We start from the raw sequence: 23869 nt of genomic DNA on the forward strand, positions 1-23869 counted from the left end.
ACCCCGGGCCCACCCGATTACGGTTGCCTCAACTCACTGTTGAAACCGCAAGGGGATGGCCATGGCCGACGAACTGATCACGTACCCGCACGCCTCCGGCAAAGCCATCTCGACGTTGCCCGAGGGCTTCCAGGAGACCATCAAACTGGACCCGGGTCGGGTGGCGCTGCGCACCGTCGGCGGCAAGGTCGAGATCACCTGGAAGCAGTACGGCGAGCGTGTGGAGAAGATTGCCTCCGGCCTCGCCGCACTCGGCGTCAAGCGCGGCGACACCGTCGGCATCATGCTGACCAACCGTCCCGAATTCCACCTCGTCGACACCGCGATTCTGCACCTGGGCGCCACCCCGTTCTCGATCTACAACACCAGCTCGCCCGAGCAGATCGAATACCTCTTCGGCAACGCCGGCAACACCGTCGTCATCACCGAATCGGTGTTCCTGCCGCTGCTCGCCGCGGCCAAGACCGGCGTGCAGACGATCGTCAGCGTCGACGGCGGCACGGGGACCACCTCGCTCGCCGACGTCGAGAAGACGCCGGCGCCGAAGGGATTTGATTTCGAGGCGAGTTGGCGGGCCGTCCAGCCCGGCGACCTTGCGACGCTGATCTACACCTCGGGGACCACCGGTCCGCCGAAGGGCGTCGAGATCACCCACCGCAACATCGTCGCCGAGTTGACCGCGCTGCAGGAGATCGTCGACGTCGGCCTCGACGACCGGCTGCTGTCCTACCTACCGGCCGCGCACATCGCCGACCGCGTCTCCAACCACGCCACGAACATGATCCGCGGCCCGCAGATCACCAGCGAGCCCGACCCGCGCGCGATCGCCGCGGCGCTGCCCGACGTGCGGCCGACGTTCTTCTTCGGTGTGCCCCGGGTCTGGCAGAAGATCAAGGCGGGCATCGAGGCCAAGCTCGCCGAAGAGTCGAGCGGGGTGAAGAGCAAACTCGCCGGTTGGGCCGTCGGCGTCGGCGACCAGGTCGCCGATCTGCGGCTGCAGGGCAAGTCGCCGTCGGGGCTCCTCGGCATCCAGCACGGCCTCGCCGACAAGTTGGTCCTGTCCAAGGTGCGCGCCGGCATCGGCATGGACGCGATGAACGTCGCGGCCTCCGGTGCGGCATCGATCCCGCCCGAGGTGCTCAAGTTCTTCCTCGGCCTGGGCATCCCGGTGCTCGAGGTGTGGGGCATGTCGGAGACCACCGGCGTCTCGACGATGACCGCCGAGGACAATCTGGCGATCGGCACGGTCGGCCGCCCGGTGCGCGGGGTCGAGGTCAAGCTCGGCGACGACGGCGAACTGTTCGTGCGCGGGCCCGTCGTGATGGCCGGCTACCGCAACCAGCCGGACAAGACCGCCGAGACGATCGACGCCGACGGGTGGCTCGCCACCGGCGACGTCGCGCAGATCGCACCCGACGGCAACGTCACCATCGTCGATCGCAAGAAGGAACTGCTGATCAACGAATCGGGCAAGAACCTGGCGCCGACGAACATCGAGAACGCGATCAAGGCCGCCTCGCCGCTGATCGGGCAGATCGTCGCGATCGGCGACGGCAAGCCGTATGTGACGGCCCTCGTCGTCCTCGACCCGGACATCGCCGCGGTGAAGGCGCACCAGCACGGTCTCGACGAGACCGACTTGGCGGCCATCTCCGCCCACCCGGACGTGGTGGCCGAGGTGAAGTCGGCCGTCGAGCAGGGCAACGCCAAACTGTCGCGCGTCGAGCAGATCAAGCGCTTCGTCGTCGTCGACCAGCCGTGGGAGCCCGGCGGCGAGGAACTGACCCCGACGATGAAGCTCCGCCGCAATCCGATCAACACGAAGTACGCGAACGAGATCGTCGCGCTGTACTCCGACCCGGCCGGCAGCGGCGTCGTCGACCTGCGGTAGCCCGGGCTACTTGGCGCGCACCACGACGGCGTTGCCGTCGTGGTCGCCGGTGGTGAACGGCGCGCCGGGGCCGTCGGCGTTGTTCATCGGCACCGTCTCGCCGCGCCGGTAGAAGCCCTTGCCGTCGAGCGCGGCGGCGAGATCGTCGCGCGCGCGGTTGAAGGAGTCGTACACGTGCTGCGGCGGTGCGTGCTTGTAGTCGACGTCCTCGCGGCTCAGCGCGCCCACGAACACCCAGCCGGCGTCGGTCTTGGCCGGCCCGAAGATCCGACCGTGGTTGTTGTCCTCGGGGAACGGGTGGGTGGAAAAGGCGTGGTCCTTGCGCTCGGGCAACTGGCTGTAGAGCTGGCCGTCGATGATGCCCCGGTATCCGGCACTGTGCCCGGTGCGCTCCGGATAGCCCGCCTTGGTCATCGCGTCGACGAGCCGCGCCTTCGCGTCCTCGCCGCTGCGGGCGCCGGCGTCGACGAAGATGACGTTGATCGGCTCGTGGAACGGCTTGCCGTCGCGGGTCATGCCCAGCCAGTTGGCGACCTTGCCGTCGGCGGCGATCATCCACTGGCCGATGCGGCCGATGTCGCGGACGGGGGTCTCGGTCCACGCCTCCTCGACGATCGGTGCGGACACCGCCGCGGTCAGCGACGCCGCGTAGGACGAGTCCTCGGTGGTGGTCGTGCACGCGGTGGTGCCCAGCGCCACGGCGGTGGACAGGATGGCGGCGATGGTCGCGGTGCGGTTCATGACGCGAATCGTAGTCGTCAGGAATCCAGTTCGCGCAGGCAGTAACCGATTGACGCGGGCTTGGTGAACGACCACTTCATGGTGTCGCCGGTGCACACGACATCGGACTCGGCCCGTTCGACGAGGCGGACGACGACGGTGGACTGCGCCGCCCGTGCGTCGCACCCGACCTGCCGGAAGTCGGGGAGCCGGCCCGCCGGGAGCGGGACCTGATAGCAGTGCGACACCGTGAGGTTCGGCGTCAGGCAGAGCTTCTCGCCCGTGCCGTCGAAGTCCAACGACATCCCCTCGAACAGGTAGGAGGAGGTGTCGAGGTCGCAGTCGCCCCGCTGGGACAGGGACTCGGCCACGTAGAAGGTGGCCCGGTCCGAGCCGTCGCAGTCGCTCTTGCGGGCGTCGAACAGTCCGTCGCGCACGGTGAGGCAATCGCCCGCGCTGACGTCGGCGGCGCGGGTGATCGGCGACCCCGCGGGGCCGCACGCGGCGATGAGGCCGAGTGCGGCCGCGCAGGCCGTGACCGTCAGGACGGCGCTGGCGGCGAGCCGCCCGGGCGCCGAGCGATCAGTGGCGAGGTGTTCCTCGCTCACGCCACGACTTCCTTCAGGCAGTAGCCGATCGACTGCGGCTTGTCGAAGGACCACTTGGTCTGCTCCCGGGTGCAGGCGATGTCCGAGCCGGCACGGGTCTCCAGGCGGGCGATCACGGTCGAACCGACCGCGGTCGCGTCACAGTCGACCTTGCGGTAGTCGGCGAGGCGACCGCCGGGAATCGGGATCTGGTAGCAGTTGGCCGCCGAGAAGTTGGGCGTCATGCAGAGTTTGTTGGCGTCCTTGTCGAAGTTGATCGTCGCGGAGTTGCTGCCGCTGCACGATCCGCCCGTCGGAACGGTCTCGGCGGCGTAGAAGGTCAGTTTGCCGTTGGCGCCGCAGTCACTCTTACTGGCGTCGACACTGGTCTTGCCGGTGCCGCCGTCGATGGTCAAACAGTCGCCGGCGGTGATGTCGGAGGCCTTGTGGATCGGCGTCGAGCCGATCGAGACGTGGCAGGCGGTGCCGAAGAGGGCGAGCCCGGCGCAGGCCGCGACGGCGGCGGTACGACGGACGACGGCGGAGGTGTGGTTGGTCATGGCGAATCCTTTGTGCTGTGTCTGAATGGGACACGGCAAGGCTGTCGCCGACGGCTTGGACCCGCCTTGGAAACCGCTTGGCCGGACTACCGCCTACGCGTACGCGGGCACGAACGTGAGGCGTGCTCGCTGCGCCTTGGCGGCCGAGCGGAAGTTGCCGATAGCGCGCTTCATGTGGAAGCCGTTGGTGACGATGACGGCGCCGTCGGCACCCATCCGCTTGAGCATCTTCACGGTGAAGGCGGCGTTCTGCACGGTGCTGCGCGATTTGCCCTCGTTGACCATCTGGTGCGGCGGGATACCGCGCTGGATCAGGCCGACGTTCATGAACTGGGCCTCGGAGACGGGCAGCCACCAGGTCTCGCCGCCGGAGACGATGATCCGGTTGAAGGGGTGGGTGCGACCGAGGGCCGCGGCCTTGCTGAGTCGGCGGTTCAGGATGGCGGGCGTCTGACCGTAGGTGCCCTGCTTGGCGCCGAGCACCACGATGTAGCGGCCGGCGGGGTTCTGCCACAGGAAGGTCCCGGCGCGCCCGAAGGCGTCGTTGCCGGAGCTGCCGAAGTCCATGCTTCCGGAGGAGCCGGGGCCCGCCGGAGCGGCGTGGGCCGAGGTGCCGACCAGGCCGGTGAGCATTGTCGCCACGGCGAGCAGGGCAGCAGAAAACACGAGTCGCAAACGCATGGAGTCGAGTGTAGGGGCCGATCCTGGTGATTCCCTGACCGTGGGCTGGAGGTGTCGATCCTGGAATCGGGGGGATGCGGGATCGAGATGTTGGCGGCTCACCCGAAGGTGAACGAGTAGGCCGTGAGGCCGGGGGACACGGCGATGGTGATGGTCGACTCCTGCGAATCCGGGCTGCTGGCGACGGTGCGGATGTCCGGCGGACCGGAGACGCCGACGGTGCGGTTGCCGCGGTCGCCGGACACGGTGAGCGTCCCCGTGCCCGCGACGTTGAGGTACACCTCGCGCGCCCGGTAGGTGAGGGTGATCGTCGCACCCGGACCGGCGGTGATGGCCTCGTCGGAGACGCTCCAGCTGCCGCCGAGCCGGTACCGGTTCAGCGCGGGTTTCCCGGTGTCGGCGAAGGTGGTCGCCACACCTTCCGTGTACGCCCCGGTGCCGTCGTACATCTGCTGCTTCTCGGCGCCGAGGTAGGCCTCGGGCGTGCGCCGCTTGTCGGTCGGGGTCTGGTCGGGCAGGCTCACCGGATCGGGCAGAGTGACGGAGGGATTGGCGGCGGACAGCAGCGCGCGCACGTAGGACTCGGTGCGGTCGTACTCGCCCTCGCCCAGGGTGACGTGGCGGATGATGCCGGTGGCGTCGACGAGGTACTCGGCCGGCCACGCCACGTTCTGGTACGCCTTCCACGTGCCGTAGTCGTTGTCGATGGCGAGGGGGAAGGTCAGGCCGAGCTTGTCCGCGCCGGCCCGCACATTGGCGACGTCGTGCTCGAAGGCGTATTCGGGGGTGTGCACGCCGACCACGCGTAGGCCGACCGGCTCATACCGCTTCCACCAGCCTTCGAGGTGGGGGAGGGCACGTTGGCAATTGATGCAGGAGTAGGCCCAGAAGTCGACGAGGACGACCTTGCCGCGCAGGTCGGCCATGCTCAGCGGCCCGCCGTCCAACCACTGAGAGATACCGGTGAACTCGGGGGCGCGGCCGCAGTCGGCCAGACCGTCGTCGGTGCCGTTGAAGGCCGCCTCCTGGCAGGTGCGCAGCGAGCCGTTGCCGGCCGCAGCGGGGACGGGGATGCGCGCCTTGAGGGGTTCGGCGAGCGACCTGGTGTAGTCGGGGATGCGGCGCTGGATCGCCCCGGTGACGTCGAAGGTGAGGGCGAGGGCCAGTGCGATCACCGTCGCGCCGGCGATCCCGCGCACCAGACGCTGGTGGCGTTGCAGCGCCTGCACCCGGGTGGTCAGCTTGGTGCCCGCGAGGGCGATCGCCAGGAGGGGCAGGGACACGCCGACGGCGAACGCCAGGGTCAGCAGGACGGTCTCGCGCCCGATAGTTCCGGTTGCACCGGCGACGGCGATCGCCGCCAGCACCGGGCCGGCGCACGGCACGAACACCGCGCCCAGCGCGAGGCCGAGGACAAAGCCGCCGAGCGTGCCCGAACCCCGCGTCACGACCTCGCGCTGCGGGATCCACTGGAATGCCCGCTCCAACAGTCGCTCGACCGGTGGGACGAGCATCGAGATGCCGAGCAGGACGAGGGCGCCGAGCCCGAGCCAGCGCAAGAGCGACGACGGCAGGTGCAGTGCCGCGAGGAGCAGCGTGCCGAACAGGGTGATCAGCGCGAAGCTGAGTGCCAGCCCCGCGACGATGGCGAGCGCACGCGATCGGGACGACGATCCGCCGAGCAGGATGACCGGCAGGACCGGCAGGACGCACGGCGACACCCCCGCGAGGAGTCCGCCGATGAAGCCGACCAGCAGGAGCGTCACGTCACCAGGTCGTGCCGTTCATCCCCGGGATCACGCAACGGCCGGTGCTGTCGACGCGTCCGATGATCATCGAGTCGTAGCCGGTGCACGACGAGTTGATCGGTGCACAGGTGCCGATCGTCGTGGTCACCTTGTTGGGCCCGCAGGGTGTGCCCATCTTGGGTGCGGCGTCGGCGGTGGAGGCGACGAGTCCTCCGACGCCGATGAACAGGGTGGCGGTCGCGGCGGCGCCGGCCACGATGCGGCGGGTGGTTGTCAGCTGGGCCATGGTGGCCTCCTCGGTCGGTGTTTGCCCTCGTACCCCAACCAAGCGTACGCCGATGTGACTGCAGTCACAGCTGTCGTGGTGCCCTCGGTGAGACTCGAACTCACACTGGACGGGTTTTGAATCCGTTGCCTCTGCCAATTGGGCTACGAGGGCGCGACCACTGAGTTTAGTGGATCAATCGCGCGGGTTGCCAGCGAGTGCCGGTAGTCTCTTATCCCTAGCGTTTGTGCCGATGGAAAGGACGCCCGTGGCCACCGAGGACCGATCGCCCAGCCGGGTTCTGGTCGCCGAGGACGACTCGCTGATCCGGATGGATCTGGTCGAGATGCTTCGGGAAGAGGGCTACGAGGTCGTCGGCGAGGCGCCCAACGGCCAGATCGCCGTCGATCTGACCGAGAGCCTGAAGCCCGACCTCGTCATCATGGACATCAAGATGCCGGTGCGCGACGGCATCGACGCCGCCACCGAGATCGCCGAGAAGCGCCTGGCGCCGGTCGTCATGCTGACCGCGTTCAGCCAGCGCGACTTCATCGAGAAGGCCCGTGACGCCGGTGCCATGGCCTACCTGGTCAAACCGTTCTCCAAAGCCGACCTCACCCCGGCCATCGAGCTGGCGGTCAGCCGCTACCGCGAACTGGCCGCACTGGAGGCCGAGGTCGACTCGGTCACCGAGACGCTCGCCACCCGCAAGCTGATCGACCGCGCGAAGGGCCTGCTGATGAGTCAGCACGCGATGACCGAGCCGGAGGCCTTCGCGTGGATCCAGCGCGCGGCGATGGACCGTCGCACCACGATGAAGCAGGTGGCCGAAGTGGTCATCGAGAACGTCCAGTCCTAAGGGGAACGATGCGGACACGGCAACGCGTTTCGGCGGCGACTGCGCTCGTCCTCAGTGCCGCCCTGGCATTGACCGGATGCGCGACCTCCGACGACGACGCCTCGCCCGCGGCATCGGCGTCGGGCACCCCCAAGGAAATGCCGTCGGCGCTCGACCTCGCCATTCACCCTGTCGCCCACCTGAACCTCGAGGGCAAGAAGTACGACGCGCCGCTGCCGGCCAAGCCCGCCGATCCCGCCGGAACCGGCAAGGCCGTGTGCCGGCGTCTGACGATCGCGGTCGCCGGCGACCTCACCAGCAAGGAGGGCATCGACGGCGCCGGCATCGCCAAGGGCGTGCAGATGGCCGTCGAGAAGCACAACGCTAAGAACCCGCGCTGCCAACTCGTGCTGGCCCAGGTCGACTCCAAGGGCAACACGGTCACCGCCACGAACCAGGCGCGCAAGCTCGCCGGTAACAAGAACGTGGTCGCCGTGATCGGGCCGCTGACGTCGTCGGACGCCATGGAGACCGGCGACGTCTTCCACAAGGCGGGACTGGTGACGCTGAGCCCGTCGGCGACCGCGCCCACCCTGACCGACAAGGACTGGCAGACCTTCTTCCGCGGCGTCAACAACGACGACATCCAGGGCGAGGCGATGGGCCGCTACCTCGCCGCGTCCGGCCGCAAGCGCGTCTGCGTGATCTCCGACGAGACCGACGGCAGCGCCTCGCTGGCCCGCGCGGTCAGCCAGGGACTCGGCAAGTCGGCGGTGAAGGACTGCGCGGTGAGCGCCCGTCGCGGCGACCTCAACTACGCGCCCCGCCTCGCCGCGATCACCAAGGCCCTCGCCGACGGCGTCTTCTTCGCCGGCACCGCCCGCGACGCCGGGCCGTTGGCGCTGGCGCTGAAGAAGGCCCTGCCGCAGATCCAGTTCTCCGCCGGAGACGAGTCGAACAACCTGGAGTTTCTGGCGCTGGCGAACCAGGCCGCGCCCGAGGTCGAGATGTCCTGCTCGTGCGCCCCCGACCCGACCACCTTCGCCGGCGACTACACGACGAAGTTCGGCATGCCGCCGGTGCGCTACGCGCTGGAGGCCTACGACCTGGCGACCATCGTCATCCGCGGCATCGCGTCGGGTCGGCAGACCCGCGGCAAGCTGCGCGACTTCGTCGCCAACTACGACGGCGACGGGGTGTCGCGGCACTACAGCTGGGCGCCGACCGGCGAACTGCTGGGCAACAACGTCTGGCTCTACAAGGTCGGGCTGCCGATCTAGCGAGGGGGGACAGATGGGGTACACGGTCGACTTCACCGACGTCTCGACGGTCGGGCTCGAATCGTCGCCGGTCGCCGACGCGCTCGCCGGTCTGCGCGCCAACGAGGCCCGCTTCCTCAAGAACAAGTTCGACCACGTCCTCGTCGTCGAACCCGCCGCCGATGCCGCCGACACCGTCGCGTGGGTGGCGAACATCCTGCAGACCGAGCGCGACATCGTCATCGCCTCGCCCGTCCTCGAAGCATCCGCCTTCGACGTTGACCGCCTGCACCTGGCCTACCTCTTCTACCGCAGCGGGCTGTCGATCAACGTGATGTACGACCGCGACGACCCCAAGAAGCGGGCCGTCGGGTTCAAGCTGTCCGAGGGCATGGACGTGCCCGACGAACTGGCCGAGAAGTTCAAGTTCGCCAAGCAGCGCTCCAAGCTCGCCGGCACCATCCGCGGCTCCTACTTCGCGTTCAAGGCCGACTACCCCTGGTGACGTCCGCGGCGTCGGACATCGCCACTAGAGTTGACGGCGTGAGCCCCGCGCAGAAGTCCGCCCCGTCCTCCGCCGCCGCACCGTCGGGCGACGAGCGCCCGCTGCTCATGCTCCTCGACGGCCACTCGTTGGCCTATCGCGCCTTCTTCGCCCTCCCCGCCGAGAACTTCAAGACCGCCGGCGGACAAACCACGAACGCCGTCTACGGCTTCACGTCGATGCTGATCAACCTGCTGCGCGACGAGCAGCCGACGCACATCGCGGCGGCCTTCGACGTGTCGCGCCAGACCTTCCGCTCGGAGAAGTTCCCCGAATACAAGGCCCAGCGCGACAAGTCGCCGGACGAGTTCCGGGGCCAGGTCGATCTGACCAAGGAAGTCCTCGGCGCGCTGCGCATCCCGGTGTTCGCCGTCGACGGTTTCGAGGCCGACGACGTGATCGCCACGCTCGCCACGCAGGCGCGGGAGAAGGGCTTTCGCGTCCTCGTCGTCACCGGTGACCGCGACGCCCTGCAACTCGTCGACCCCGAACTGACGGTCCTGTACCCCAAGCGCGGCGTCTCCGAGCTGACCAGGTTCACCCCCGAGGAGGTCGAGGCCAAGTACGGGCTGACGCCGAAGCAGTACCCCGACTACGCGGCGCTGCGCGGCGACCCGTCGGACAACCTGCCCGGCATCCCCGGCGTCGGCGAGAAGACCGCGGCCAAGTGGATCCGCGAATACGGGTCGCTGGACGGGCTGGTCGACCACGTCGACGAGGTGGGCGGCAAGGTCGGCGACGCGCTGCGCGCGAACCTCTCGTCGGTGCTGACCAACCGCGAGCTCACCGAGCTGGTGCGCGACGTCCAGCTCGACGCCGGACCTGACGAACTGGGCCTCGTCGGATGGGACCGCGAAGCCATCCACAAACTCTTCGACGACCTCGAGTTCCGCGTGTTGCGCGACCGACTGTTCAACACGCTGTCGTCGGCCGAACCCGAGGCCGACGCCGGGTTCGACCTCGACGGTGAAACCCTCGCCGCCGGCGCGGTCAAGGCGTGGCTCGACGCGCACGCGCGCAGCGGCCGCAGCGGGGTCATGGTCAAGAGCCCGCAGCGGGTCGTCGACTCCGACGTCGAGGCCATCGCCATCGCCGCCGGCGACGAGGCGTGCGCCTTCATCGACCCGGTCACCATGAGTCCCGCCGACGAGGAGGCGCTCGCCGAATGGTTCGGCGACCCGTCGGCCGACAAAGCACTGCATGAGGCCAAGTGGGCCTTTCACGCGCTGCGCAGCCGCGGCTGGCGACTGGCCGGGGTCAGCAGCGACACCGCGCTTGCCGCCTACCTGGTCCGCCCCGGGCAGCGCAGCTTCAACCTCGACGACCTCGCCGTGCGCTATCTGCGCCGCGAGCTGCGGGTGGACAGCGCGGCCCCCGATGACGGCCAACTCTCGCTGCTCGACGGCGACGTCGACGACACCAAGCGCTCCGAGGAGCTGATGCTCGCGGCGAAGGCCGTCGCCGAGCTCGCCACCGCCTTCGACGCGGAACTGGACAAGATCCACTCCCGCGACCTGCTCGCCGACGTCGAGCTGCCGCTGCTGTTCGTCCTCGCCGACCTTGAGGCCACCGGCATCGCCGTCGACACCGACCACCTCACGACGCTGGAGGAGGGGTTCGCCGAGCGCGTGCGCGCGGCCGCCGAAGCCGCGTACGACGTGATCGGCGAGCAGGTGAACCTCGGTTCGCCCAAGCAGTTGCAGACGATCCTCTTCGACAAGCTCGAGATGCCGAAGACGAAGAAGACCAAGACCGGCTACACGACCGACGCCGATGCGCTGCAGGGCCTGTACGAGAAGACCGGGCACCCGTTCCTCGAGCACCTGCTCGACCACCGCGACGCGACGCGGCTCAAGATCACGGTCGAGGGGCTGCTCAAGTCCGTCGCACCCGACGGCCGCATCCACACCACGTTCAACCAGACGATCGCGGCCACCGGCCGGCTGTCGTCGACGGACCCGAACCTGCAGAACATCCCGGTCCGCACGCCCGCCGGGCGACAGATCCGGGGCGGCTTCATCGTGACCGGCGGCGGAGCCGCCAATCCGGCCACCGGCGGCGGAGCCGACGACGCCGAGTTCGAGTGCCTGATGACCGCCGACTACAGCCAGATCGAGATGCGGATCATGGCCCACCTGTCCGAGGACGACGGCCTCATCGAGGCGTTCAACAGCGGCGAAGATCTGCACAACTTCGTCGGTGCGCGCGCCTTCGGCGTCCCCGTCGACGGGGTCACCCCGGAGATGCGCCACCGCGTCAAGGCGATGTCGTACGGCCTCGCCTACGGGCTGTCGGCGTTCGGCCTCGCCGCGCAGCTGGGCATCAGCCGTGACGAGGCGAAGGAGCAGATGGAGGCCTACTTCGCCCGCTTCGGCGGCGTGCGCGACTATCTGCACAACGTCGTCGACATCGCCCGCCGCAACGAGTACACGGCCACCGTCTACGGCCGTCGCCGGTACCTGCCCGACCTCAACAGCGACAACTGGCAGCGCCGCCAGGCGGCCGAGCGGATGGCGCTCAACGCCCCGATCCAGGGCAGTGCCGCCGACATCATCAAGGTCGCGATGATCAATGTCCACCGCCGCCTCGCCGAGGAGCAGCTGCGCAGCCGGATGCTGCTGCAGGTCCACGACGAGCTCGTCCTCGAAGTGGCCCGCGGCGAGCGCGAAGCCGTCGAGGCCCTGGTCCGCGAGGAGATGGGCAACGCGATCAGCCTGTCGGTGCCGCTGGACGTCTCGGTCGGCTTCGGCCGGTCGTGGGACGACGCGGCACACTGATGCGCCCGGTGCGGGTGCTGGTCGCGCTGCTGGCGGTCGTTGTGGTGGCCGCCGCCTGCACCAATGACGAATCGGCGTACGACACCGGGCCGATCGCCGTCGACGTCGCGGTCCAGCCGGCGATCGCCGCGCAGATTCCCGCCGACATCCGGGCGGGTGGCGTGTTGATCGTCGGAAACACCGGCCCGTACCAGCCGTTGGAGTTCAAGAACCGTCGCGGCGAGATCATCGGTTTCGACATCGACCTGTTGAACGCGCTCGGCAAGGTCGTCGGCCTGCGACCGCGGGTCGTCGAGGCGGAGTTCGCCAAGATCATCCCCGCGATCCAGGCGGGCACCTTCCACGCGGGCATCGCCGCCTTCACCGACACCGTGGAGCGTCAGCGGCAGGTCGATTTCGTCGACTACTTCTCCGCCGGCGTCCAATGGGCCCGCCGCAGCGGCGACACCATCACGCCGGAGACCGCGTGCGGCCGACGCGTCGGGGTGAAGGCGACCACCGTGCAGGACACCCAGGACGTGCCGGCGAAGTCGCGGGCGTGCGAATCGGCTGGGCGGCCGGCGATCCGCAAGATCAAGTTCACCGGCCAGGACGAGGTTGTCAACGCACTGCTCCTCGGCCAGGTCGACGCCTTCGCCGCCGACTCGCCGGTCACCGCGTACGCGGTCCGCAAGACCGACGGACAGCTCGAATCCGTCGGACCGGTCTACGCCTCGGCGCCCTACGGCATCCCGGTGCCCCAGGGGTCGACCCTCGGACCCGCGTTGCGCGACGCGCTGCAGTTCCTCATCGACCATGGCCACTATGCGACCATTGCCCGACACTGGGGCATGGACGCCGGGATGATCACCGCCGCGGTCATCAACGGCGCGAAGGAGTAGGGATGGATCAGCAGATCGAAGCCGTCCCGCTGCGCAAACCCGGCCAATGGTTCGCCGCGGTCGTCGTGCTCGGTGTCGTGGGGCTGTTTCTCTACGGCGCCGCGACCAACGCCGCGTACCGCTGGGGCACCTACGCGAAGTACCTCTTCGACACCCGGATCCTCGCCGGGCTCGGCTACACGCTGCTGCTCACCGTGCTGGCGATGGCCATCGCCGTGGTCCTGGGCGTCACCCTGGCGGTGATGCGGCTGACCGACAACCCGGTCCTCAAGTACAGCGCCTGGGTGTACGTGTGGATCTTCCGCGGCACCCCGGTCTACGTCCAGCTCGTGTTCTGGGGGCTGTTCGGGTCGATCTACAAGCACATCGACATCGGCATTCCCTTCGTCGTGCAGTTCGCCCACCTCGACGTGCAGGCGCTCAACGCGGCCTTCCTGTTCGCCGTCATCGGCCTCGGCCTCAACGAGGCGGCCTATATGGCGGAGATCGTCCGCGCCGGCGTCGCGTCGGTCGGTCTGGGGCAGGTCGAGGCGTCGACGGCGCTGGGCATGACGTGGTCGCAGACGATGCGGCGCACCGTTCTGCCGCAGGCCATGCGCGTGATCATCCCGCCCACCGGCAACGAGGTGATCAGCATGCTCAAGACGACCAGCCTCGTCGCCGCCGTGCCGTTCACCCTCGAGCTGTACGGACGCGCCCGCGACATCTCCGGGGTCAACTATCAGCCGATCCCGCTGCTGCTGGTCGCGTCGACCTGGTACCTGGTGGCCACCAGCGTGCTCATGGTCGGCCAGCACTACCTGGAGAAGCACTTCAGCAAGGGGGTGGCACGGTGACGGCCATGGTGTCCGCGCGGGCGGTCGGGAAGTCGTATGGCGCGCTGCGCGTGCTGAACGGGGTGTCGCTAGAGGTCGCGCGCGGCGAGGTGGCGTGCCTCATCGGGCCGTCGGGATCGGGGAAGTCGACGTTCCTGCGCTGCGTGAACCACCTCGAACAGATCGACTCCGGACGGCTCTACGTCGACGGCGAGCTGATGGGGTACCGCGAGCGCGGCGACAAGCTCTACGAACTCAGTCCGAAACAGGCCGCGAAGCAGCGGCGCGACATCGGGATGGTGTTCCAGCACTTCAACCTGTTCCCGCACCGCACCGCGCTGGAGAACGTCATCGAGGCGCCGATCCTCGTCGCCGGCAAATCGCGGGCCGACGCGACCCGGCAGGCACGCGAACTCCTCGACCTGGTGGGGCTGGGCGACCGCGCCGACCACTATCCCGCGCAACTGTCCGGCGGCCAGCAGCAACGCGTGGCGATCGCCCGGGCGCTGGCGATGGAGCCGAAGTTGATGCTGTTCGACGAGCCGACGTCCGCGCTCGACCCCGAGCTCGTCGGCGACGTCCTCGCGGTCATGCGACGGCTCGCCGACGCCGGGATGACGATGCTCGTCGTGACCCATGAGATGGGCTTTGCCCGTGAGGTCGCCGACCAGGTCGTCTTCATGGACGGCGGGGTCGTCGTCGAGCAGGGGACACCCGCGCAAGTGCTGGGGGATCCGCAGCACGACCGCACCCAAGAGTTCTTGGCGAAACTGTTGTGAGGGGGAGCATGCGCATCGGAGTGATCAACGGCGACGGCATCGGTCCGGAGATCGTGCCCGTCGCACTCGACGTGGCCGTCGCTGCCGCGGAGCGCGTCGGCCTGACGCTCGAGCCGGTGCCGCTCGCGATGGGCCAGACGGCCATCGCCGAGGTCGGCGACCCGCTGCCGGGTGCGACGCTGGCGGCGCTCGACGACCTCGACTGCTGGATCCTCGGGCCGCACGACTCCGCGGGGTACCCGCCCGAGTTCCGCGGACGACTGACGCCCGGTGCGGTGATCCGCAAGCGCTACGACCTCTACGCCAACCTGCGGCCCGCCCGCGCGTATGCGGGCGTGCCCGCGACGACGCCCGACATCGACGTCCTCATCGTGCGCGAGAACAGCGAGGGGCTCTACGCCGACCGCAACATGGCCGTAGGCTCCGGCGAGTTCATGCCCACGCCCGACGTCGCGCTGGCCGTCGGCGTGATCACCCGGGCGGCATCGGAACGGATCGCCCGCGTCGCATTCGAGCGGGCCCGACGTCGTCGCAAGCGCGTGACCGTCGTCCACAAGGCCAACGTGCTCACCATGACGACCGGCCTGTTCCGCGACGTCTGCCTCGAGGTCGCACGCGATTACCCGGAGGTGACGGTCGACGAGCAGCACGTCGACGCCATGGCCGCGCTGCTCGTCCGGCGGCCCGCCGACTTCGACGTCCTCGTCACCGAGAACCTTTTCGGCGACATCCTGTCCGACCTCGCCGCCGAGCTCGCCGGCTCCCTCGGGTTGGCGGCGTCGATCAACGCCTCCGACACCAAGGCGATGGCCCAGGCCGCCCACGGTGCGGCGCCCGATATCGCCGGGCAGGACCGGGGGAACCCGGTCGCGCTGATCGAGTCGACGGCGATGCTGCTCGACTGGTGGTCGCAGCGCGACGCCGACGAGCGGGGCGCCGAGGCCGCCGTCCTCATCCGTGCCGCGGTTGCCGCAGCACTCGCCGGCGGTGCGGCCACCGCAGACCTCGGCGGCACGCTGGGCACCGCGGCATTCGGCGTCGCGGTGCGACAGCAGATCAGTTAGCTTCGTCGGCGGCGTCGAGCCGCGCGGCGACATCGGCGGGGAAGCCGCCAGTCGCGATCGGGCTCCAGCGAGTCGGTGTGACGCGAATCAGCGACTTGTTCTGCAGGCGCATGGCCGCGCGGTACTCGTCCCAGTCGGAGTGTTCGCCGGAGATGCAGCGGAAGTAGTCGACGAGGGCATCCTCGGACTCGGGCATATCGAGGACCTCGGCGGTGCCGTCGACCTGTACCCAGCCCTCGTAGAAGGCATCGGACAGCACGCAGATGCTGACGCGGGGGTTTCGCTTGGCATTGACCGTCTTGGCCCGGCCCGGGTAGGTCGCGATCACGATGCGGCCGTCCTCGTCGACACCGGCCATCACCGGCGACATTTGTGGCGAGCCGTCGGTGCGGGTCGTCGCCAGGATCATGTTGTGGCGTGGCCGGATGAACTCGAGAAGCGCATCCCGGTCGGCGAGCGTGGTGGTTGCAACGGTGCGGGCCATGGCTCCAACGGTAGCGACTTCGACTACGCGGGCCTGTGACAGCAGAAGATCGCGGTGCCGGGGAAGTAGGCGCCGCGCAGCGGCGACCACTGTCCCCACTCCTGGTCGAAGTCCTCGGGCCACTCCGGTTCGACGACGTCGTCGAGGACCAGCCCGGCCGCGCGGATCTCGCGGATCCGGTCACCCATCGTGCGGTGGTGCTCGACGTAGGTGATCTCGCCGTCCTCGTCGCGCTCGGAGTACGGCGTCCGGTTGAAGTAGGGGATGGCGACGGTGAGCCCGGCGGGACCGGGGTCGTCGGGGAACATCCAGCGCATCGGGTGGTTGACCGCGAACACCCATCGCCCGCCGGGCTTCAGCACGCGGGCGACCTCGGCCATCACCCCGGCCGAGTCGGCGACGAAGGGAATCGCGCCGAAGGCCGAGCAGGCCAGGTCGAAACTCTCGTCGGCGAACGGCAGGTGCTCGGCGGTCGCCTGGACCAGCGGGACGCGGTGTTCATCGGACCCCATCGACGCCAGTCCGCGGGCCAGCATCGCGTGGGACAGGTCGAGGCCGACGGGGTGTGCGCCGCGGAAGGCTAACCAGCGGGAACACGGCGCCGACCCGCACCCGATTTCCAGAACCGTCTTCCCGGCAACGTCGCCGAGCAGGCCGGCGTCCTCTTCGCGCACGTTCTCCGGGCACCAGACGAAATCGCCGCCGGCGCGCTCGACGCCGAGGAAGGCGCCGTGTTCGTCGTGGTAGGAGTCGGCGTCCGAATCCCACCAGGTGCGGTTGGCGCGATCACTGGTCGTCGAGTCGACCGGGCCGAGGACCCGCGGCGGGCGAGGGGCGTCCGTCATCAGCAGGCACGCCCGGGCAGGACGGTCTCGGCCTTCGTGTCGCCGTCCCATCGGCGGATTCCGGCGGCAACGGCCTCGAAGTCGCCGGCGTCGGCCAACACGTCGACCGCCGCGCCCACCTGCTCGGCGGTCAGGCGGCGGGCAAGGGTCACGTGCGGCGTCCAAGCACCCGGGCGGCAGTGGTCGACATCGCCGTCGATGTGCTCGCCGGCCAGGCGCAGCACTGTCGCGTGGATGCCGAGCAGCTCCGTCGACGGCACGACCGCGCGGGCGAGGACGAAGCCGCCGTGCGATCCGGCGGCACCGGGGGAGAAGACGATCGGGGCGCCGAGTCGCACGGTGGCCGGCAGGCGCTGGGACACGGGCGCGAGCGCGGTCAACGCGGACGGGCCGATGGCCCGGGCCGCGACGAGGGTGATGTGCGGTCGCTGATCGGTGTGCGGGGCGCGCAGTCCGGCCGCCGAGAGACGGTTCACCTCGGCGACCACCGCCGCGGCGGCGGCGTCGTCGAAGACCAATTCAAGCGAATGGACCACGCTGCCCTCCTCCGGGTCGGTCGAACCGCATTTGTGCAGGACAGCAGCCCTCGCGTACTGTTCTAAGGGCGTGTGACCACGTGCGAATCATCTCGCGTGCTCACGTCGTTGACCAGCGACTTCCGCTGGATGACCGCAAACCAAACAACCTGTACCTACTAGATACCTGTCCGGAGCAACCCAACACATGTCGTCCCCCACTATCTCCTCGCCGCAAGTAGCCGTCAACGACATCGGCTCGGCTGAGGACTTTCTCGCCGCCATCGACTCCACGATCAAGTACTTCAACGATGGCGACATCGTCGAAGGCACCATCGTCAAGGTCGACCGCGACGAAGTTCTGCTTGACATCGGCTACAAGACCGAAGGCGTCATCCCGTCCCGCGAGCTCTCCATCAAGCACGACGTCGACCCCAACGAGGTCGTCAACGTCGGCGATGAGGTCGAAGCCCTGGTCCTCACCAAGGAGGACAAGGAAGGCCGCCTGATCCTGTCCAAGAAGCGCGCCCAGTACGAGCGCGCCTGGGGCACCATCGAGGAGCTCAAGGAGAAGGACGAGGCCGTCAAGGGCACCGTCATCGAGGTCGTCAAGGGCGGCCTGATCCTGGACATCGGCCTGCGCGGCTTCCTGCCCGCGTCGCTGGTCGAGATGCGGCGCGTCCGCGACCTCCAGCCGTACATCGGCAAGGAGATCGAGGCGAAGATCATCGAGCTCGACAAGAACCGCAACAACGTGGTGCTCTCGCGCCGCGCCTGGCTGGAGCAGACCCAGTCCGAGGTGCGCAGCGAGTTCCTGCACCAGCTCCAGAAGGGGCAGGTCCGCAAGGGCGTCGTCTCCTCGATCGTCAACTTCGGCGCCTTCGTCGACCTGGGCGGCGTCGACGGCCTGGTCCACGTGTCCGAGCTGTCGTGGAAGCACATCGACCACCCGAACGAGGTCGTCACCGTGGGCGACGAGGTCACCGTCGAGGTCCTCGACGTCGACCTGGACCGCGAGCGCGTCTCGCTGTCGCTGAAGGCGACCCAGGAAGACCCGTGGCGCCAGTTCGCCCGCACCCACGCGATCGGCCAGATCGTCCCGGGCAAGGTCACCAAGCTCGTCCCGTTCGGCGCCTTCGTCCGCGTCGAGGAGGGCATCGAGGGCCTCGTGCACATCTCCGAGCTGGCCGAGCGCCACGTCGAGGTGCCGGACCAGGTCGTGGCCGTCGGCGACGACGCACTGGTCAAGGTCATCGACATCGACCTCGAGCGCCGTCGGATCTCGCTGAGCCTCAAGCAGGCCAACGAGGACTACACCGAGGAGTTCGACCCGTCGAAGTACGGCATGGCCGACAGCTACGACGAGCAGGGCAACTACATCTTCCCCGAGGGCTTCGACGCCGAGACCAACGAATGGCTCGAGGGCTACGACGAGCAGCAGAAGGCCTGGGAGGCGCGTTACGCCGAGGCCGAGCGTCGTCACAAGATGCACACCGCCCAGATGGAGAAGTTCGCGAAGGCCGCCGCCGAGGCGGAGGCCAACCCGGGCGACTACTCCTCGTCGACCGGTGACTCGTCGTCCGCCTCGTCCGAGGGCGGCGCCCCGGCCGAGAGCGCCGGTGGTTCGCTGGCCAGCGACGAGCAGCTCGCCGCACTGCGCGAGAAGCTCGCCGGCAACTCCTGACGCACACCGCGTAGCAAAGCGGCCCTCGATCCATTCGGATCGGGGGCCGCTTCGCTGTGGGTGGTTCTACACGTGACCGGTCGTCGAACACCGGCCGTAGGCGTAGTGCTTGGCGATCCGACGACCGTTCGCCCACACCGCGCAGCCGATGTAGGCATTGGGCTTGGCGGCGGTCGCGCTCACGGAGGCGCGGTCATAGCTGCGGGCGGCGACGCTGCGGCTCCAGCAGCCCGAACCGAGCCACTGGGTGGCGTTGCCCGACGCGGCGACGGACTCGCCCACGCCGACGCCGTATCGGATCGACGCCTGTGTCGGCGTCTGGCCGCTGGCGCAGACCCGCAGCGTGTAGGTGACGCGCGGGGCCGTCGGGGCCGCATCCGCCGTGGTCGGCAAGGTCGACGACGAGGCGAGAACGGCTCCGCAACCGAGGACGGAGAGGGCGGCGATTCGCGTGATCAGCATCTCGTTAGCTTAGCCAACCTTCCATTAGCGAAGCCAATACTTGCTGGTAGAGGCCGTTTCTTGTCTCTATCCTCGTCGGTATGAAGATGACAGCAGAACTTGAGAAGGCGTTCACCAAGCAGATCACGATGGAGTTCGAGTCGGCGATGCTTTACCGCCAGCTGGCCATCGAGCTCGAGTTGATGAACCTGCCCGGCATCTCCAAGTGGCTCAAGAGCCACGCGGCTGAAGAGCTCACCCACGCGGACAAGCTCATCAAGCACCTCACCGACCGCGACAACCACCCGGTCATCGGCGAGATCAAGACCCCCAAGGTCAAGGTCACCAGCGTGACCGAGACCTTCGACGTCGCCCTCGAGGCCGAGCGCGACGTGTCGCAGTCGATCCGCGACCTCTACGTCGCCGCCGACAAGGCCCACGACATCGACTCCCGCTCGCTGCTCGACTGGTTCGTCAACGAGCAGATCGAGGAAGAAGCCACCGTCAGCGAGATCCTCGGCCGGGCCCGCCTGGTCAACGAGGACGGCTCCGGCATCCTGCGCCTCGACGCCGAGCTCGGCGAGAGCGCCTGACCACCTGAAATAGCCCTCAGGACCGACGGCCCGCCCACTCCGATCACGGAGTCGGCGGGCCGCCGCATTTTCCCTACAATCGGTGACATGACGGGTACCGCGCTGATCATCGTCGACGTCCAGTACGACTTCTGCGAGGGTGGCTCGCTGGCCGTCGCCGGTGGTCTCGACGTCGCGACCCGCTTGGCCGCCGCGCTGCGCGACCCGGCGTTCCTCGACCGCTACGACCTCGTCGTCACCACGCAGGACTGGCACATCGACCCGGGCGAGCACTTCGCCCGCGACGGCGAACAGCCGGACTTCCACACGTCGTGGCCGGTGCACTGCGTCGCCGAATCGGACGGCGCCCGCATCGTCGCCGACCTCGACGACGCGGTCTCCGCCATCACCGCGATCCCGGTGGTGCGCGTCTTCAAGGGCCACTACAGCGCCGCCTACTCCGGTTTCGAGGGCGTCACCGCCGACGACACACTCCTCGTCGACGAGCTGCGGTCGCGCGGCATCACCGCCGTCGACATCACCGGCATCGCCACCGACTACTGCGTCAAGGAGACCGCCGTCCACGCCGCCGAGGCCGGATTCACCACGACGGTGCTGACCGACTACGCCGTCGGAATCGATGCGAAGGCCGTCGCGGCGCTGCGGTCCACCGGGTTTGCCGACGTCGGGGTCGCGGTGGCCTGACAGCGTTTGCCACACTGGTGTCGTGATTCGAGTCGGACTGACAGGTGGCATGGGCGCGGGCAAGTCGACCGTCGCCAAGAGCTTTGCCGATCGGGGTGCGTACCTGATCGACGCGGACAAGATCGCCCGGGAGGTGGTCGCGGCCGGCACCCCCGGACTGGCGCGGCTCGTCGACGCGTTCGGCGACGACATCCTCGGCGCCGACGGCGAGCTCGATCGCCCCGCCCTCGCGGCCAAGGCCTTCGCCGACGACGACTCCCGCGCGACGCTGAACGCCATCACGCACCCGCTGATCGGGACGCGCACCAACGAGCTGCTGGAGGCGGCGCCCGACGACGCGATCGTCGTCCAGGACATCCCACTGCTCGTGGAGAACCACACCGCGCCGTTCTTCCACCACGTCGTCGTGGTGAACGCCGACGAGGAACTGCGCGTGCACCGGTTGGTGAACTCGCGCGGACTCGACGAGGCCGATGCCCGAGCGCGCATCGCGGCGCAGGCCACCGAGGAGCAGCGGCGCGCCGTCGCCGACTCCTGGCTCGACAACTCCGGCACCGCCGACGAGTTGGCCGCCAAGGCCGTCGACCTGTGGTCGCAGCGCCTGGTGCCGTACGAGGTGAACGTGCGCACCGGTGTTGTCGCCGAGCCCCTGCCCGAACTGGCGGCCGACGACCCGAATCCGGCTGCTCTGGGCGCCCGGCTCACCAACCGCCTGTGGGCGATCGTCGGCGACAAGGCGACGGCCGTGGCCGTGTCGGCCGACGACCCGCTGACGCTGACCGTCACCGCCCGCGACGCCGAGGCCGTCGCGGCGCTGCCCGAGCTGCTCGCGGCGGGCGGCTTCCCGGCCGACGGCAAAGATGGCTACGGATCTGCCGACCCGGGGCGTCCGGCGCGGGTCGTCGTCGACATCCGCTGAGGCACAGCGCGGTTCAGGGGCGGTCGAGCCAGGTCAGGCGCTCGCCGACCTGCTCGTCGAGCCACGCCTGCACGTCGTCGCCGTGTCGCGCGGCGCCGGCCAGGGCGTTCGCCGCGATGTCGACGGCCCGGGTGCACTGGGCCACGGTCAGGTAGCCGGCGGCCTGCGCGTCGAAGAGCTCGTCGACGTCGATGAGCTCGAGCGGCCGCGCGGTCACGTCGACGAGGTCGAGGTACCAGTCCGTGGCGTGCCAGCGGCCGTCGGCGTCGGGACCGGTGAACTCGCCGATGTCGAGGTACAGCCGCTGACCCGGGCGGTAGTCGGCGTCCCGGAACCCGAAGATGTTGGCGCGCAACCCGAGGGACGGCAGCAGCCAGGTCTCCAGGTGGGCGAAGTGCGGGTGGTCGGCGGTGCGTGACATGTAGAGGCCGTAGTCGGTGACGCGGTAGGTCTGCACCGGCCGCACGAATCCCTTGTTGTCGGTATTCGTCATCGCCGGGACGTCGAAAATCTCCCGCTTGGGCGGGTGGATGCCCTCACCGGGCGACTTCGCATCGCTCATCATCGTCTAGGGTAAGGCCGGATTCTTTCCATCGAAGTCAGGTGTGCATGTCAGAGACGCGATCGGGTGCCGTCGCCCCGGACCAGGCGGGGCTGTCCCACGAGGAGGAGGGATACAACAAGGGCATCAAACCCCGCCAATTGCAGATGATCGCGATCGGCGGCGCTATCGGTACCGGCTTGTTCCTCGGTGCCGGCGGCCGCCTGCATGACGCCGGGCCCGGTCTGTTCCTCGTGTACGCGGTGTGCGGTGTCTTCGTCTTCCTCATCCTTCGGGCCATGGGCGAACTAGTCCTGCACCGGCCGTCGTCGGGGTCGTTCGTCTCCTACGCCCGCGAGTTCTACGGCGAGAAGGCGGCCTACGCCGCCGGCTGGATGTACTTCCTTAACTGGGCGATGACCGCGATAGTCGATACCACGGCGATCGCGACGTACTTCCATTACTGGAAGTCGTTCGACGTGGTCCCGCAGTGGTTGCTGGCCCTGATCGCACTGGTCATCGTCCTGTCGGTCAACCTGGTCTCGGTGAAGCTCTTCGGTGAGATGGAGTTCTGGGCGGCACTGATCAAAGTCGTGGCACTGGTGGCGTTCCTCGTCGTCGGCACGATCTTCCTTGCCGGCCGCCATCAGATTCAGGGTGAGAGAACGGGTCTCGGCATGGTGTCCGACCACGGCGGCTGGTTCCCGGTCGGCGTCCTCCCCCTGGTCGTCGTGACCTCGGGCGTCATCTTCGCCTACGCCGCCGTCGAACTCGTCGGCACCGCCGCCGGTGAGACGGAGAACCCGGAGAAGGTGATGCCGCGCGCTATCAACTCGGTGATCGCCCGTATCGCGATCTTCTACGTCGGGTCGGTCGCGTTGCTGGCGCTGTTGTTGCCCTACACCGACTACTCCGGCAGGGAGAGTCCGTTCGTCACCTTCTTCTCGAAGCTTGGCTTCGACGGAGCGGGTGACCTCATGAATGTCGTCGTCCTGACAGCGGCGTTCTCCAGCCTCAACGCGGGCCTGTACTCGACCGGCCGCATTCTGCGATCGATGGCCATGAATGGCAGCGGCCCGGCATTCACCGGGGTGATGTCCAAACAGGGCGTCCCGTACGGCGGCATCCTGCTGACGGCGGTGATCTGTCTGTTCGGCGTGGTCCTCAACGCCTTCAACCCCGGTCAAGCGTTCGAGATCGTCCTCAACGTATCAGCGCTGGGCATCCTGTCTTCGTGGGCGACGATCGTGCTCTGTCAGATGAAGCTGAAGACCGAGGCCGACGCGGGACACATGACGCGGCCGAGCTTCCGAATGCCGCTGGCGCCGTGGTCTGCCTACACCACGCTCGCGTTCCTGTTCGCCGTGCTGGTGCTGATGGCCTTCGACCATCCGGTCGGTACCTGGACGGTCGCCAGCCTGGTCGTCATCATCCCCATGTTGATCGGCGGCTGGTACCTGGTGCGGGGCCGCGTGTCGGAGCAGGCGCGCCTCCGCCAGGGCTACACCGGCGAATTGCCGGTGGTCGCCAACGTGCCGATCAGATCACGCCCGGCCAAGCCGTCGGGGTGGCAGCTCTTCCGGGAACGCTATCGCTACGCTGCGCGACCGCCGCTATACGGCATGGCGCTGGTCTTCGCCGGCATGGCCGTGGTTGCGGTGACCGCGCACTACCACCTCGGGTGGTGGTCGATCATCGGCTACGGCGCGGCCGCGGCGATGGCGGCCGTCGGCTTCGCGCTAGCCTTCCGCGAC

24 protein-coding genes, 1 tRNA gene and 1 pseudogene are annotated in these 23869 nt (G+C 68.7%); 14 read left to right on the plus strand and 12 right to left on the minus strand.

Features of this window, described 5'->3' with window-relative positions; genetic code table 11:
* Positions 1 to 61 precede the first annotated feature (61 nt).
* Positions 62 to 1891 carry an AMP-dependent synthetase/ligase gene (locus tag QM728_RS06295; protein WP_415031183.1) on the plus strand — a complete coding sequence of 610 codons (1830 nt, stop codon included), beginning with the start codon at positions 62 to 64 and terminating at the stop codon, positions 1889 to 1891.
* 6 nt (positions 1892 to 1897) lie between these two features.
* Here the strand turns inward: QM728_RS06295 and QM728_RS06300 are convergent, their stop codons facing one another.
* The 7 genes from QM728_RS06300 to QM728_RS06330 form a co-directional block, all read right to left on the minus strand.
* A complete protein-coding gene (locus tag QM728_RS06300; protein ID WP_415031184.1) occupies positions 1898 to 2632 on the minus strand; it encodes a hypothetical protein in 735 nt (244 codons plus the stop codon).
* 17 nt (positions 2633 to 2649) lie between these two features.
* A complete protein-coding gene (locus QM728_RS06305; RefSeq protein WP_415031185.1) occupies positions 2650 to 3219 on the minus strand; it encodes a pyridine nucleotide-disulfide oxidoreductase in 570 nt (189 codons plus the stop codon).
* Positions 3216 to 3758, minus strand: coding sequence for a pyridine nucleotide-disulfide oxidoreductase (locus QM728_RS06310; protein WP_415031186.1), 543 nt, complete (start codon positions 3756 to 3758; stop codon positions 3216 to 3218). The genes QM728_RS06305 and QM728_RS06310 overlap by 4 nt, the downstream gene beginning before the upstream one ends.
* 93 nt (positions 3759 to 3851) lie before the next feature.
* Positions 3852 to 4439, minus strand: coding sequence for a YdcF family protein (locus QM728_RS06315; protein WP_415031187.1), 588 nt, complete (start codon positions 4437 to 4439; stop codon positions 3852 to 3854).
* A 98-nt stretch (positions 4440 to 4537) separates the two neighbouring features.
* Positions 4538 to 6205 (minus strand): redoxin domain-containing protein, encoded by a 1668-nt coding sequence (locus QM728_RS06320; protein ID WP_415031188.1) that lies wholly within the window; start codon positions 6203 to 6205, stop codon positions 4538 to 4540.
* A 1-nt stretch (position 6206) separates the two neighbouring features.
* Positions 6207 to 6473 carry a hypothetical protein gene (locus QM728_RS06325; RefSeq protein WP_415031189.1) on the minus strand — a complete coding sequence of 89 codons (267 nt, stop codon included), beginning with the start codon at positions 6471 to 6473 and terminating at the stop codon, positions 6207 to 6209.
* Between the two features lie 76 nt (positions 6474 to 6549).
* Positions 6550 to 6626, minus strand: a tRNA-Leu gene (locus QM728_RS06330).
* Positions 6627 to 6705: 79 nt separating this feature from the next.
* Between QM728_RS06330 and QM728_RS06335 the strand changes: the two genes are divergently transcribed.
* From QM728_RS06335 to QM728_RS06370, 8 genes are read left to right on the plus strand one after another with little or no spacing between them, the layout of a single operon-like run.
* On the plus strand, positions 6706 to 7311 hold the full coding sequence (locus tag QM728_RS06335) for an ANTAR domain-containing response regulator (RefSeq protein ID WP_415031190.1): 606 nt from the start codon (positions 6706 to 6708) through the stop codon (positions 7309 to 7311).
* An 8-nt stretch (positions 7312 to 7319) separates the two neighbouring features.
* Complete coding sequence (locus QM728_RS06340; RefSeq protein WP_415031191.1) at positions 7320 to 8570, plus strand: branched-chain amino acid ABC transporter substrate-binding protein; 1251 nt, start codon at positions 7320 to 7322, stop codon at positions 8568 to 8570.
* Positions 8571 to 8583: 13 nt separating this feature from the next.
* Positions 8584 to 9054 (plus strand): phage tail protein, encoded by a 471-nt coding sequence (locus QM728_RS06345; RefSeq protein WP_415031192.1) that lies wholly within the window; start codon positions 8584 to 8586, stop codon positions 9052 to 9054.
* 38 nt (positions 9055 to 9092) lie between these two features.
* Positions 9093 to 11870 (plus strand): DNA polymerase I, encoded by a 2778-nt coding sequence (gene polA, locus QM728_RS06350; protein ID WP_415031193.1) that lies wholly within the window; start codon positions 9093 to 9095, stop codon positions 11868 to 11870.
* Positions 11870 to 12751, plus strand: a complete 882-nt coding sequence (locus QM728_RS06355) for an ABC transporter substrate-binding protein (RefSeq protein ID WP_415031194.1) — start codon at positions 11870 to 11872, stop codon at positions 12749 to 12751. The genes polA and QM728_RS06355 overlap by 1 nt, the downstream gene beginning before the upstream one ends.
* A 2-nt stretch (positions 12752 to 12753) precedes the next feature.
* Positions 12754 to 13587: an amino acid ABC transporter permease gene (locus QM728_RS06360; protein ID WP_415031195.1), complete on the plus strand. Its 834-nt coding sequence runs from the start codon at positions 12754 to 12756 to the stop codon at positions 13585 to 13587.
* A gap of 5 nt (positions 13588 to 13592) precedes the next feature.
* Positions 13593 to 14345: an amino acid ABC transporter ATP-binding protein gene (locus QM728_RS06365; RefSeq protein WP_415032844.1), complete on the plus strand. Its 753-nt coding sequence runs from the start codon at positions 13593 to 13595 to the stop codon at positions 14343 to 14345.
* Positions 14346 to 14353: 8 nt separating this feature from the next.
* Complete coding sequence (locus QM728_RS06370) at positions 14354 to 15409, plus strand: isocitrate/isopropylmalate family dehydrogenase (protein WP_415031196.1); 1056 nt, start codon at positions 14354 to 14356, stop codon at positions 15407 to 15409.
* Here QM728_RS06370 and QM728_RS06375 read toward each other — a convergent pair.
* From QM728_RS06375 to QM728_RS06385, 3 genes are read right to left on the minus strand one after another with little or no spacing between them, the layout of a single operon-like run.
* Positions 15402 to 15893, minus strand: a complete 492-nt coding sequence (locus QM728_RS06375) for a PPOX class F420-dependent oxidoreductase (protein WP_415031197.1) — start codon at positions 15891 to 15893, stop codon at positions 15402 to 15404. The genes QM728_RS06370 and QM728_RS06375 overlap by 8 nt on opposite strands.
* A 23-nt stretch (positions 15894 to 15916) precedes the next feature.
* A complete protein-coding gene (locus tag QM728_RS06380; protein ID WP_415031198.1) occupies positions 15917 to 16738 on the minus strand; it encodes a class I SAM-dependent methyltransferase in 822 nt (273 codons plus the stop codon).
* On the minus strand, positions 16738 to 17274 hold the full coding sequence (locus QM728_RS06385; protein ID WP_415031199.1) for a 2'-5' RNA ligase family protein: 537 nt from the start codon (positions 17272 to 17274) through the stop codon (positions 16738 to 16740). Before QM728_RS06385 ends, QM728_RS06380 begins: the two co-directional genes overlap by 1 nt.
* 187 nt (positions 17275 to 17461) lie before the next feature.
* Between QM728_RS06385 and rpsA the strand changes: the two genes are divergently transcribed.
* Positions 17462 to 18937 (plus strand): 30S ribosomal protein S1, encoded by a 1476-nt coding sequence (gene rpsA, locus QM728_RS06390; RefSeq protein ID WP_415031200.1) that lies wholly within the window; start codon positions 17462 to 17464, stop codon positions 18935 to 18937.
* 66 nt (positions 18938 to 19003) lie between these two features.
* On the opposite strand, the gene QM728_RS06395 is transcribed toward rpsA, so the two are convergent.
* Complete coding sequence (locus QM728_RS06395; RefSeq protein WP_415031201.1) at positions 19004 to 19399, minus strand: hypothetical protein; 396 nt, start codon at positions 19397 to 19399, stop codon at positions 19004 to 19006.
* 80 nt (positions 19400 to 19479) lie between these two features.
* Between QM728_RS06395 and QM728_RS06400 the strand changes: the two genes are divergently transcribed.
* The 3 genes from QM728_RS06400 to coaE all read left to right on the plus strand — a co-directional run bounded on the left by QM728_RS06400 (position 19480) and on the right by coaE (position 21574).
* Entirely contained in the window at positions 19480 to 19971 is a 492-nt protein-coding gene (locus tag QM728_RS06400) for a ferritin (protein WP_415031202.1), read from the plus strand.
* Positions 19972 to 20058: 87 nt separating this feature from the next.
* On the plus strand, positions 20059 to 20655 hold the full coding sequence (locus QM728_RS06405; protein WP_415031203.1) for an isochorismatase family protein: 597 nt from the start codon (positions 20059 to 20061) through the stop codon (positions 20653 to 20655).
* A 22-nt stretch (positions 20656 to 20677) separates the two neighbouring features.
* Positions 20678 to 21574, plus strand: coding sequence for a dephospho-CoA kinase (gene coaE / locus QM728_RS06410; protein WP_415031204.1), 897 nt, complete (start codon positions 20678 to 20680; stop codon positions 21572 to 21574).
* Between the two features lie 13 nt (positions 21575 to 21587).
* Here the strand turns inward: coaE and QM728_RS06415 are convergent, their stop codons facing one another.
* Positions 21588 to 22136: a DUF402 domain-containing protein gene (locus QM728_RS06415; RefSeq protein ID WP_415031205.1), complete on the minus strand. Its 549-nt coding sequence runs from the start codon at positions 22134 to 22136 to the stop codon at positions 21588 to 21590.
* Positions 22137 to 22183: 47 nt separating this feature from the next.
* On the opposite strand from QM728_RS06415, the pseudogene QM728_RS06420 reads away from it, so the two are divergent.
* A pseudogene (locus QM728_RS06420) lies at positions 22184 to 23665 on the plus strand (amino acid permease); the annotation flags it as partial.
* Positions 23666 to 23869 lie beyond the last annotated feature (204 nt).

This window comes from Gordonia sp. (in: high G+C Gram-positive bacteria), from assembly GCF_047602025.1.
Taxonomy (GTDB): domain Bacteria; phylum Actinomycetota; class Actinomycetes; order Mycobacteriales; family Mycobacteriaceae; genus Gordonia.